This is a genomic window from Caballeronia sp. LP006, assembly GCF_031450995.1.
In the GTDB taxonomy this organism is placed as follows: domain Bacteria; phylum Pseudomonadota; class Gammaproteobacteria; order Burkholderiales; family Burkholderiaceae; genus Caballeronia.
Genome location: NZ_JARTVW010000005.1, coordinates 1,656,230 through 1,667,905, shown reverse-complemented (window position 1 = coordinate 1,667,905; position 11,676 = coordinate 1,656,230). Strand labels below are relative to the sequence as shown.

12 protein-coding genes are annotated in these 11,676 nt (G+C 64.4%); 6 read left to right on the top strand and 6 right to left on the bottom strand.

Translation table 11 applies throughout. The features are described 5' to 3' along the window. Positions 1-23 precede the first annotated feature (23 nt). Genes thiM through thiD form a run of 3 tightly spaced genes read left to right on the top strand, consistent with a single transcriptional unit; the run spans position 24 to position 2,321 of the window. The gene (gene thiM / locus P9250_RS24420) at positions 24-839 is read left to right on the top strand and encodes a hydroxyethylthiazole kinase (RefSeq protein WP_250492261.1); all 816 of its coding nucleotides are present in this window, start codon (positions 24-26) and stop codon (positions 837-839) included. Between the two features lie 11 nt (positions 840-850). Then, complete coding sequence (gene thiE / locus P9250_RS24415) at positions 851-1,492, top strand: thiamine phosphate synthase (protein ID WP_310395639.1); 642 nt, start codon at positions 851-853, stop codon at positions 1,490-1,492. A 16-nt stretch (positions 1,493-1,508) separates the two neighbouring features. Continuing rightward, positions 1,509-2,321, top strand: a complete 813-nt coding sequence (gene thiD / locus P9250_RS24410) for a bifunctional hydroxymethylpyrimidine kinase/phosphomethylpyrimidine kinase (RefSeq protein WP_310395637.1) — start codon at positions 1,509-1,511, stop codon at positions 2,319-2,321. Positions 2,322-2,344: 23 nt separating this feature from the next. Here the strand turns inward: thiD and P9250_RS24405 are convergent, their stop codons facing one another. Genes P9250_RS24405 through tsaB form a run of 4 tightly spaced genes read right to left on the bottom strand, consistent with a single transcriptional unit; the run spans position 2,345 to position 5,925 of the window. Beyond that, on the bottom strand, positions 2,345-3,493 hold the full coding sequence (locus P9250_RS24405; RefSeq protein WP_310395635.1) for a DUF1853 family protein: 1,149 nt from the start codon (positions 3,491-3,493) through the stop codon (positions 2,345-2,347). Then, positions 3,493-4,662, bottom strand: coding sequence for a uracil-DNA glycosylase family protein (locus P9250_RS24400; RefSeq protein WP_310395633.1), 1,170 nt, complete (start codon positions 4,660-4,662; stop codon positions 3,493-3,495). Before P9250_RS24400 ends, P9250_RS24405 begins: the two co-directional genes overlap by 1 nt. Continuing rightward, positions 4,649-5,143: a ribosomal protein S18-alanine N-acetyltransferase gene (gene rimI, locus P9250_RS24395; RefSeq protein WP_244827734.1), complete on the bottom strand. Its 495-nt coding sequence runs from the start codon at positions 5,141-5,143 to the stop codon at positions 4,649-4,651. Before rimI ends, P9250_RS24400 begins: the two co-directional genes overlap by 14 nt. Further along, positions 5,140-5,925 (bottom strand): tRNA (adenosine(37)-N6)-threonylcarbamoyltransferase complex dimerization subunit type 1 TsaB, encoded by a 786-nt coding sequence (gene tsaB, locus P9250_RS24390; RefSeq protein ID WP_310395632.1) that lies wholly within the window; start codon positions 5,923-5,925, stop codon positions 5,140-5,142. Before tsaB ends, rimI begins: the two co-directional genes overlap by 4 nt. A gap of 174 nt (positions 5,926-6,099) precedes the next feature. Between tsaB and P9250_RS24385 the strand changes: the two genes are divergently transcribed. The 3 genes from P9250_RS24385 to aceA all read left to right on the top strand — a co-directional run bounded on the left by P9250_RS24385 (position 6,100) and on the right by aceA (position 10,178). Continuing rightward, positions 6,100-6,369 carry an acyl-CoA-binding protein gene (locus P9250_RS24385; RefSeq protein ID WP_244827732.1) on the top strand — a complete coding sequence of 90 codons (270 nt, stop codon included), beginning with the start codon at positions 6,100-6,102 and terminating at the stop codon, positions 6,367-6,369. Positions 6,370-6,836: 467 nt separating this feature from the next. Beyond that, positions 6,837-8,483 carry a DEAD/DEAH box helicase gene (locus P9250_RS24380; protein WP_310395630.1) on the top strand — a complete coding sequence of 549 codons (1,647 nt, stop codon included), beginning with the start codon at positions 6,837-6,839 and terminating at the stop codon, positions 8,481-8,483. Positions 8,484-8,870: 387 nt separating this feature from the next. After that, positions 8,871-10,178 (top strand): isocitrate lyase, encoded by a 1,308-nt coding sequence (gene aceA, locus P9250_RS24375; RefSeq protein ID WP_244827730.1) that lies wholly within the window; start codon positions 8,871-8,873, stop codon positions 10,176-10,178. An 85-nt stretch (positions 10,179-10,263) separates the two neighbouring features. On the opposite strand, the gene P9250_RS24370 is transcribed toward aceA, so the two are convergent. Continuing rightward, positions 10,264-10,698, bottom strand: coding sequence for a universal stress protein (locus P9250_RS24370; RefSeq protein ID WP_244827729.1), 435 nt, complete (start codon positions 10,696-10,698; stop codon positions 10,264-10,266). Positions 10,699-10,765: 67 nt separating this feature from the next. After that, positions 10,766-11,668, bottom strand: a complete 903-nt coding sequence (locus P9250_RS24365; protein ID WP_309963926.1) for a LysR family transcriptional regulator — start codon at positions 11,666-11,668, stop codon at positions 10,766-10,768. Between the last annotated feature and the right edge of the window lie 8 nt (positions 11,669-11,676).

Below are 11,676 nucleotides of genomic sequence, written 5' to 3'. Positions count from 1 at the left end.
GCATCGGCTAATCTTCTTCCATCATGCTTTCCGCCGATCTCTATTCCTTCGTCACGCGCGTGCGCGGTCATGCGCCGCTCGTGCATTGCCTGACGAATCTCGTCGTCACCAACTTCACGGCCAACGTGCTGCTTGCCATCGGCGCCGCGCCGGCCATGGTCGTCGCGCGCGAGGAAGTCGGTGAATTCGCGCCGATCGCGGGCGCGCTCTCCGTCAATCTCGGCACGCTCGACGTCCCGCAGTCCCGCGCGATTCGTGCCGCCGTCGATGCCGCCAACGGCGCCGGCAAGCCGTGGGTGCTAGACCCGGTCGCGGTCGGCCCGCTTACGTTCCGCACGGAATTCGCGCTCGAACTGCTCGATCTCACGCCAGCGGTCATACGCGGCAACGCATCCGAGATCATCAGTCTCTCGGGCGGCGCTGCAAGCGGACGCGGCGTGGACAGCACCGCCGCCACCGACGCCGCGCTCGACGCCGCCCAGATCCTCGCGCTCAGGACACAGGCAGTCGTCGCGGTGACGGGCGCCACCGACTACATCACCGATGGCCGGCAGGTCGTCGCGCTGTCGAACGGCTCGCCGCTGATGACGCGCGTAACCGGCGTGGGCTGCGCGCTCTCGGCGACGGTCGCGGCGTTCATCGCCACCGCGACATCGCGCGATGAACACTTCGCGGCGACGGTCGCGGCCATCGCCCATACGACGATTGCGGGCGAACTCGCCGCGCGCGATGCCGCCCTGCCCGGCAGTTTCGCGGTCGCGTATCTCGACCGGCTGGCCTCACTCGACGAGAACGCGTTCGGGCAGACGCTCGTCATGCGTGACGTCGCGCTTTCCTGATCGCTCGGCAAATGCGGCCTTCCTTCGATCTTTCGCTTTATCTCGTGCTCGATCCCGTGCAGTGCGGCGGACACGCTGCGGCGCTTGCCGTGGCGCGCGCGGCGCTCGAAGGCGGCGCGACCATCTTGCAATTACGCGCGCCTGAGTGGCACAAGCGCGCGTGGTACGAGCTCGCGCGCGATCTGCTGCCGCTCACGCGTGCGCATGGCGTGTCGCTCATCATCAACGATCAGGTGGATGTCGCGCTCGCAGTCGGCGCCGATGGCGTGCATGTCGGGCAGCGCGATCTGCCGGCCGACGCCGTGCGGCGCTTGCTGGGCGCGGATGCGATCATCGGTTTGTCGGTGGCCGATCGCGCCGAACTCGACGCGGCGAACGCGCTACGAGGAACCGTCGATTACCTCGGCGCGGGACCGGTGTACGCCACGCCGACGAAGACCGATGCATCGGCGCCATGCGGTATCGATGGCCTGGCTGCGCTCGTCGCCGATGCGTGTTTGCCCACGGTGGCGATCGGCGGCATTCAGACGCACAATGCCGCGGATGTCATGCGCGCGAAACCCGCGGGTCTTGCCGTCGTCTCCGCAATCTGCAAGGCGGCCGATCCCCGCGACGCGTCGCGCGTCTTGCGCGAGATCATCGAACGCGCCTGAACCTCACCGTCACCTTATGGCCGATACGAAAACCATCCCCAACGTGCTCACCATCGCCGGTTCCGACTCGGGCGGCGGCGCGGGCATCCAGGCCGATCTGAAAGCGTTCTCCGCGCTCGGCGCGTACGGCGCAAGCGTCATCACGGCGCTCACGGCGCAGAACACGTGCGGAGTCACGGCCGTGCATGCGCCGGAAGCGGTGTTCATCACCGCGCAACTCGATGCCGTGTTCGACGACATTCGCATCGACGCGGTGAAGATCGGCATGCTGGCGAACGCGGATATCGTGCGCGCCGTCGCCGATGCGCTCAGGCGGCATAAGCCGACGCATGTCGTGCTGGATACCGTGATGATTTCCAAGAGCAATCACGCGCTCCTCGCGCCGGAAGCGGTGGCGGCGTTGCGCGACGAACTGCTTCCGCTTGCCACGCTGGTGACGCCGAATCTGCCAGAGGCGGCGGCGCTGCTCGGCTCGACGCCAGCCGTCGACGAAGACGAAATGGTCCGTCAGGGCGAAGCACTGCGCTCGCTCGGCGCGCGCGCGGTGCTGATGAAAGGCGGCCATCTTGTTTCGGCCGACAGTCCCGACTGGCTCGTCGAGGCAAGCGGTTCGATGCGGCTTAACGGTGTGCGCGTGCCGCTCAAGAATACGCACGGGACGGGATGCACGTTGTCGTCGGCGATTGCGGCGCTGATTCCGCAAACGGACGATCTCGCGAGCGCGGCGGCTAAAGCGAAGCGCTATCTCACGGGCGCGATCGAAGCGAGCGCGCGGCTCGATGTCGGGCACGGCGTCGGGCCGGTGCATCATTTTTATCGCTGGTGGTAGCGGTCGGCGCGCGCCTGAACGCTCTATAACCGCGCCGCCGCAAAGATCCGCGCGCGCTCCGGCCAGTCGTCCGGCACGATAAAGCCGCGCGATTCCTCGCTCCAGTTGCCCGCATCATCGCGTCGATAAGCCGCGATCATCGTCGGCATGGCAATCTCTTGCAGACGCGCATGAATCACCGATGCCTCGGCCAACAACGCGTTTGCATCGTCTGCGCGGAGCCGCCGCGAAGCCAGCCACGCGAGTCGTGGCTGCACGATCCACGCGCGCTCATCGTGGGCATTGCTTGCCGTGCCACGCTTCTCGCGCCAGTCGGATGCCGTCATCCACCAGCCGCGCAAATGCTGCTCGCCGATTTCAGGCGCGCTCGCGACGCCTTCATCACGATAAAAGAGACGCCCCTTGATGAACAAGCGCGGCTCCCACGGTCCTTCGTAACCCAGCGCGATGAACTCAGGGCGCGCCGTCAGCGTGGACTGATGCGTCAGCAAGCGCGCATGTTTCAGATCGAAGCGATCCTGCAAGTCCGGTCCCACGTAGTCGGAGAGTCGTGAACTTGGCGACGCGGCGTCAGCGCCGACGTTTTGCGCGGCGCGTTCACCGACGATGCGATCCGGCAGACGCGCGCCGGACGGCGCGTCGATCTCGCCACCGCCTTGCGCGGCGCGTTCACCGACGAAGCGATCTGGCAGACGCGCGCCTGACGGCGCGTCGATCTCGCCACCGCCTTGCGCGACAGGTTCACCGATATGCAGATAAAACTTCACCGCGAGTTCCCAATGCAGCCGCGCGCCGTCCGCCGTTTCGAGCAGAAAATCGCATTCGCCGATGGTGCGACGCTGACGCCGTATCTGCACGTTCGCGGCGATCAGGCGCGCCGCCGGCCCGTGCGCAAGGAAGAATTCCAGCAGGCTTTCCGCATAGATGCCGAGCCGCGTGCTCTTTGGATTGCGCGTGTGGGCGTGGAGCGCGTCGGGCGCGGCATCGAGTTCGGCGAGCCACGCGAGCGTCGTTCGCCGCATTGCTTCCGAGTCGAAGGGATGAGCGAGCCGCGCGCCCGCATGATGCTCGTCGAGCAAGTCCGGCGAGAGTAGCAGCCACGCCAGATCCCGCACCGTCGTGTCGCCGAAACCATCGACGATGCGCGCGAAATCCGGCGATGGCGCCGACATCAGCGGCCGCCCTTTCGTCCTTCCTGCGCGCCCGCCTCGACGCCGAGCGCGGCGAGCGCATCCCGGTACGTGCCGCGCGCGAGGCACAGATCCGCCCAGGCCTTGGCCTTGTCGGGCAGGCTGCGCAGCAGATACGCGGGGTGATACGTGACCACCACCGGCACGCCGCGATATTCATGCACGCGGCCGCGCATCGACGCGATGCTGCCGTCCGTCTTGAGAAGACTCTGCGCCGCGAAGCGCCCGAGCGCGACGATGATCTTCGGCTTGACGAGCTCGACCTGACGTTGCAAATAAGGCTCGCAGCGCGCGACTTCCTCGGGTTCCGGATTGCGATTGCCGGGCGGACGGCACTTCAGCACGTTGGTGATGAAGACGTTCGACTCGCGCGACAGTTCGAGCGAGCGCAGCATGTTGTCGAGCAGCTTGCCGGCCTGGCCGACGAACGGTTCGCCTTCCTTGTCCTCGTTCTCGCCGGGCGCCTCGCCGATGAGCAGCCAATCCGCTTCGCGGTCGCCGACGCCGAACACCGTGTTGGTGCGGCGCTCGCACAGGCGGCAACGTTCGCAACCGGCAACGCGCGCGGCGAGCGTGTCCCAATCGAGCGTATGGATGTCGCTCGGGGCGTCGGCTGCGGCGGGCGACGGTGCGTAAAACGGCGCATCGTCGGTCCACGGGAGATCGTCGTAGGCTTCGAAAGGGGCTTCGTGGTCTTGAGGCGGGCTTGGTTCGCGTGCGGCGCGTGCCGGTTCGCGATCGGCGCGAGTGACGGCTTCGGCTTCGGCTTCGGCTTCGCGTAAGCGCGGTTGGTGGGCCAAGGCATCAGGCGATGCGTCTTGCGCACGACCCTCAGGCGCTTGATTCGGCAGCGAATCGCGCGAGGTTGGGCTCGCCACATGTCCCTGATGCGTCGCCGATGCGTCGCGTGGATTGGCCGCCGGAAGAGGCGTCAACCGCGCCTCCGATGTTTTCGAAGCCAACGATGCCGCCTCGTCCGCACCCGGACTTGCCACTTCGCCACGCGACGAACGCGAAAGCCGCGCCTCGACTGCAACATCCGATGGCAACGTCAAGGAAGCCGAAGACGCGCCACCCGCCTCGCTCACCCGCCGCCGCACCCACACCGGCCCGAAGCCGAGTTCTTCCACAAGCAGATCATCGAGCGCCATGCGCACTCTCCTTCGGAAACGACAGACGCATGACGATTGCGTCCTCGCGCGAACGGTGCCGCGCGGGATAATAATTTTTCCGGCGCCCGATGGCCACGAAGCCAAAGCGCTCGTAAAGCTGAATGGCACGCGGGTTCGACGGCCGCACTTCGAGCAACACGCCTTCGAGCTTTTCCGTACGCGTGATGCGCACCGCCTCGCGCAACAGCGTGAGCCCCGCTCCAGCGCGCTGCGCACTCGGCGCGACGCACAGGTTGAGCAGATGCATTTCATCGACGACCGGCATCAGCACGCAATAGCCGATGAGCGTGCCCGTCACATGCCGCAAGCACACGCCGTAATAACCATTGCGCAACGAGTCCTGAAAATTGCCGCGGCTCCACGGAAACTCGTACGCCATCTTTTCGACGGCGGCGACTTCGTCGAGATCGGCCTCGGTCATCGGCGTCAGATACCGGTCCGCCAGCAGCACGCCGCTCACCGCAGCGCCCCCTCGCCCGATGCGGCGCGCGCCTGCATGCGCTCCGCCGTCGTTTGCGCCACCTTGTCGCGGATATAGTCGGGTGCGGCGAGTTCAGGTGCAATCGCCCGTCCCGCGCGCCATTCGCGAAGCGCGATCAGCGCGACGGGAAGCGCGTGCGGCAAGGCATGACGATCGACGACCGTCGCGGCTGCAAGCGCGGGAAAACGTTCGCCAAAAGCCGTTGCGGCGTTGCCCGCGAGCGCAAAGGGGACATCGGGAAGCGGTACGGCCGCCGGTGCATCGAGCGATGCGGGATGCAGCGTGCGCCACGCGCCCGTTGCATCGTCGAACTCGAAGTCGGCCCAGTAGACTTCGTCCATGCGTGCATCGAGTGCGACGAGCACGCGCGCTGGCAGCGCTGCGTCGTGCAGGCGCGCCGCTTGTGCGCATGCGAAGAGCGTGCTCACGGGCACGACCGGCACGTTCAAGCCGAACGCCAAACCCTGCGCGACGCCTGTCGCGGTGCGCAATCCCGTGAAGGAGCCCGGACCCGCGCCGAACGCGATCGCCGAACATTCGGCAAGCGTGACGCCAGCGTCCTCGCACAACTCGCGCACCGCGGGCAGCAGCCGCGTGCTGGATACCGCGCCCGTCGCCTCGTGGCGATACCAGACGCGTAGGTCGTCGTGTGCGTATTGCGGGGCGACGGTATCGGAAGGAGAAGAAGAATTGGCGAGCAAGAGCGCAACGGAGCAGAACTCCGTCGAGGTATCGAGGGCGAGCAGAACGGTGCGTGTCATAGCCGGTATTGTAATGCGGGACCCGCGACGCTTTCGCGCCATCTGAATCGGCGCGACGCGTTTCGGCGATGCGTGGGCTCTGGAGGCTTCGCTCGGTTCGAAGAAAACCTCGACCCATTCGGGAGAATGCGCTTGCTAAGATCGGCAGCCCAAAGACTCGCAGGAGAAACGCGCATGACCGAGATCGATCAGCAATTCGCCCAGGCGCAGAATGATGTCACGCAGTTGACCGAGCGCCCCGGCAATCTCACGCTGCTGCGCCTGTATGCGCTATTCAAGCAAGGCAGTCTCGGCGACGTTCAAGGCGACAAGCCAGGCTTCACCGATATCGCCGGCAAGTACAAGTACGAAGCCTGGGCCGCGCTCAAAGGCACACCCGCCGACGACGCCAAGCGGCGTTACGTGGAATTGGTCGATTCGCTCAGACGCGGCGACGCTGACTAATTCACGAACCAAGTATGCCGGCGCGCTTTAATGCCCGAAATTGGCGCGCAGGTGCTTCATCATGTGGCGCGGTGCAACAAACTACGATATACTAGCGGTCAGCGCTTGACTGTAAGTTGCATCACCCGAGAAAGACCTAAGCAAGATCGGTGATCTTCCGAGCAACAAAGCGTTTCGTAGCGTTTTGCCCCAATCCAGTTTAGAAACTGTCCCCTCCCTGCCAGGCCGTCTGCGTGTTGTATTAGCGCGTTGTGTTGTTCGCATCTATCGGCCCGTCATGCATCAGGCTGACGTCAGCGCCCCTCGGGTCTGCCGTATCCTATACAGCTTCTAAAAAGATTCTCGCCGCTTATGCGTGCGAGTGGCCCCCGTTTTTCGATTTGCTCGCTGTTTCTTCGCTCGCTGAATCCAACGACCTGGGTATGCCGATTGGCGCCGACGCCTCATTTCCCGTTTCAAGGATCGACATGACTTCGAGCATTACCCCCAGCCCGTTGGACAACATCGCAGCACAAACACTAGACCTCCCCGCAGCACCCGCAGTACAAGCCGTGGCACAACCCGAAGGCCCGACGTTTGAGTCGCTTGGCCTGTCCGCCGACATCGTCTCCGCGCTGACCGCCGCAGGCTATCAGTCGCCGACGCCGGTTCAGCAGCGCGCGATTCCCGCAGCGCTCGCCGGCCGCGATCTGCTCGTCTCCAGCCCGACCGGTTCGGGCAAGACGGCCGCGTTCATGCTGCCCGCCATCGAAAAATTCGCGCAAATGGAGAAGCTCCAGGCGCAGCAACCGCGCGCCCCGCGTGACCCGAATGCCAAGCCGGTGCGCCGTCAGCAACCCGTCGCGCGCCCGCGTCTGCTCGTGCTCACGCCGACCCGCGAACTCGCCATGCAGGTTTCCGCTGCCGCGACGACCTATGGCCGTCATCTGAAGCGTCTGCGTACGGTCAGCATTCTCGGCGGCGTGGCTTACGGCCAGCAATTGATGCTGCTTGCGAAGAACCCTGAGATTCTCGTCGCCACGCCGGGTCGCTTGATCGATCACCTCGAACGTGGCCGTATCGACCTGTCGACTCTCGACATGCTCGTGCTCGACGAAGCCGACCGCATGCTGGACATGGGCTTCATCGACGACATCGAAACGATCGTTGCCGCCACGCCAGCTTCGCGTCAGACGCTGCTGTTCTCGGCCACCATCGACGGCAAGATCGCTTCACTTACCGGCCGTCTGTTGAAGGACCCTGAGCGCATCGAGATCGTTCAGAAGCTCGAAGCGCGCGACAACATCGCGCAACACGTGCATTACGTCGATGACCGCGATCACAAGGATCGTCTGCTCGACCATCTGCTGCGCGACGAAGGCCTCGATCAGGCAATCGTCTTCACGGCGACCAAGAGCGACGCGGACCTGATCGCCAACCGTCTGTCGGACGCTGGCTTCGATTCCGCCGCATTGCACGGCGACCTGCCGCAAGGTGCACGCAATCGCACGATCCGCGCGCTGCGCGAAAAGCGCGTTCGCGTGCTGGTCGCGACCGACGTGGCTGCACGCGGTATCGACATTCCCGGCATCACGCACGTGTTCAACTACGATCTGCCGAAGTTCGCGGAAGACTACGTGCACCGTATCGGCCGCACGGGTCGCGCGGGCCGCAGCGGCATCGCGGTGAGCCTCGTGCATTACGCTGAAATCGGCGCGCTGAAGCGTATCGAGCGCTTCGTGCGTTCGCCGCTGCCGGTGAACGTCGTGGTCGGCTTCGAGCCGCGCAAGTCGCCGCCTAAGGGTGGTTTCGGTGGCGGCGCTGGCGGCCGTGGTCGTCCGGGCGGCGGCAATGGCGGCGGTCGTCGCTTCGGCAGCGGCGGTGGCAATGGCGGCAGCGGTAACGGCGGTGGCCGTGGGTACGGCGCATCCAACGCCAGCGGATACGGTAACAAGCCGAGCACCGGTTCGCGCGAAGGCGGGTATCGCGGTGAAGGCGGCGGCTATCGCGGCACCAACGCCGGCGGCAGCGAAGGCGGTTATCGTGGCGGTTCGCGCGATGGCGGTTTCGGTGGCCAGCGCGACGGTTTCGCCCGCCGCAGCGATGGTCCGCGCGCCCCGCGCCGCGGCAGCTAAGCCTTGATCGCTTAAAGGGCAGAGCGGCTATAAAAGCCCTTTGCCCGATTGCACAAAAAAAACCGATGCCTCGCGCGTCGGTTTTTTTTCGTCCGCTCGCCATATTTCACGATGTGCAATGATCTTTTGCGTCGCAAAAGACGTGCTGCGCGGCACAACGTCGGGCATTGCAAGATGGAAAACCGTATTTCGCATCGTGGAAATATTATCCCATCTCCCTGTATTTTAACGAAAATATTTATACGCAAATCGCTCTGCAGGGACTGTGTTGCGGGCGGCAATTTGCCTAGACTCTTATATAAGAGTTGAGCAAACAAAACCGCCGACCTCGGCGCACCGAAGCTCAAATCGTCAAGGAACTTCAGTTCAATCTCTAGGAGAAACGCCATGACCTCACGTCAACAGCAAGCCCAACAACTCCATCAGGAATGGGAAACGGATTCGCGCTGGAAAGGTGTCAAGCGCAGCTATTCGGCGGAGGACGTGGTGCGTCTTCGCGGCTCCGTGCCGGTCGAGCACACGCTCGCGCGGCGTGGCGCTGAAAAGCTGTGGGCGTCGATTCATGAAGAGCCGTTCGTCAACGCGCTTGGCGCATTGACTGGCAATCAGGCGATGCAGCAGGTGAAAGCCGGCCTCAAGGCCATCTACCTGTCCGGCTGGCAAGTCGCGGGCGATGCCAATGTCGCGGGCGAGATGTATCCGGATCAGTCGTTGTATCCGGCGAACTCGGTGCCCCTCGTCGTGAAGCGCATCAACAACACGCTTACGCGCGCCGATCAGATTCAATGGTCCGAAGGCAAGAATCCGGGCGATGCCGGCTACGTCGATTACTTCGCGCCGATCGTTGCGGATGCCGAAGCCGGTTTCGGCGGCGTGCTCAACGCCTTCGAACTGATGAAGGCGATGATCGAAGCCGGCGCAGCGGGCGTGCACTTCGAGGACCAGTTGGCGTCGGTGAAAAAGTGCGGCCACATGGGCGGCAAGGTGTTGGTGCCCACGCGTGAGAACGTCGCGAAGCTGACGGCCGCGCGTCTCGCCGCCGATGTCTGCGGCACGCCGACGCTCGTCATTGCGCGCACGGATGCCGAAGCCGCCGATCTCGTCACGTCCGACATTGACGACAACGACAAGCCGTTCCTGACCGGCGAGCGCACCGTGGAGGGCTTCTATCGCACGCGTCCGGGGCTGGATCAGGCAGTGTCGCGCGGCCTCGCCTACGCGCCGTATGCCGACCTCGTATGGTGCGAAACCGGCAAGCCGGACTTGGAATATGCGAAGAAATTCGCCGAAGCCATCCACAAGCAGTTCCCGGGCAAGATGCTCTCGTACAACTGCTCGCCGTCGTTCAACTGGAAGAAGAATCTGGACGACGCGACCATCGCCAAGTTCCAGCGCGAACTCGGCGCAATGGGCTACAAATTCCAGTTCATCACGCTCGCGGGTTTCCACGCGCTGAACTATTCGATGTTCAACCTCGCGCACGGCTACGCCCGCTCGCAGATGAGCGCCTTCGTCGAACTGCAGCAAGCCGAATTCGCTGCCGCCGACAAGGGTTTCACGGCGGTCAAGCATCAACGCGAAGTGGGCACTGGCTATTTCGATGCCGTCACGCAAACGGTCGAACGCGACGCATCGACGACCGCGCTGCATGGATCGACGGAAGACGAGCAGTTCTTCGACAAAAAGGTCGCGTAAAAGCGGCAGGCTGAATCAGGGAGCGCAGTGAAACCGACGGCGGCCGTGGCGACATGGCCGCCGTTTTTCATTTCACCGTGACCTGTCACCGATAGACGATGACCGGAATCTTGGTATGCGTAAGCACGCGCTGTGTCTCGCTGCCGATCAGGAGACTGCCGAGCCCGCGTCTGCCGTGCGAGGCCATCAGGATCACGTCGCAGCCGTTGCCCTCCGCCGCCTCGATGATGCCGATATACGGCGCCGCGTCAATGCTCGTCACGCTGTCGCACGCCACGCCTGCCGCGATCGCCGCGCGTTCGACGGCGCGCAGATGATCGCGGGCTTCGCGTTCGGCGCGCGTGTGGAAGTCGTCGGGTGGTTCGACGGCGACATCGGCGAAAGGCGAATAAGGGTATTGCGGCAGGCACGCGTAAGCCGTGATGCGTGCGCCAACGGATTGCGCGAGGTCGATCGCGCCGTCGATGGCCTTTTGCGACAGTTCGGAACCGTCCGTCGGCACAAGGATGTGTTTGAACATGGCGTCCTCCTTCGGGCGTCGGTGCGTGCTTTCATTCTAGTGCCGCAAACGCGCGATCAAGGGCGGTTCATCCCCAGTATCCCGAAGCGTTATACGTATGCTTGAGCAGATCGAGAAAAAGACGCACGCGCAACGGCAAGTGCCGGCGTTGCGGAAAAACGGCGTGGATGCCGATAGGCGGCGCGGCGAACGCATCGAGCACGCTCTCGAGGCGTCCCGCGCCGATATCCTCGCCCACCTCCCACCACGACCGCCACGCGAGCCCGCGCCCTTCCATGCACCACTCGTGCAGCACGGCGCCGTCCGAGCACTCCATCGTGCCGGAGACTTTGATCGTCACTACCTTGCCATCTTGCTGAAACACCCAGCCGCGCTGCTGATTTGCCGATGCCCCAAGCGCGAGACAGTTGTGATGCGCAAGCGCCGCGAGGTCCGCGGGTTCACCGAATTTCGCGAGATAGTCGGGCGACGCCACGCACACGCGCCGGTTCTCGCCGAGTTTGAGCGACACGAGCGACGAATCCGGCAACTCGCCGAGACGCACGGCGCAATCGAAGCCTTCGTTGACGAGATCGACCATGCGGTCGGTGAGATCGAGGCTCACGGAAACGTCCGGATGCAGCGACGTGAATTTCGGCACGAGCGGCGCGACGTGACGCCGCCCGAAGCCCGCCGGCGCCGACACGCGCAGATGCCCGCTCGCCTTCACGCCGCCCGCCGACACGCTCGATTCCGCGTTCTGCATGTCGTTGATGATGCGCTGGCAGTCTTCGAGAAACGCCGAGCCTTCGAACGTCAGCGTGATCTTGCGCGTCGTGCGCACGAGCAGCTTGACGCCGAGCCGTTCTTCCAGCGCGTCGAGCCGCCTGCCTATTACCGCGGGCGCGATGCCTTCCGCCTGCGCTGCCGCCGACAAGCTGCCTTTTGCCGCGACGGCCGCGAACGTCTCAATCTGCTTGAATCGATCCATGCGTTTTT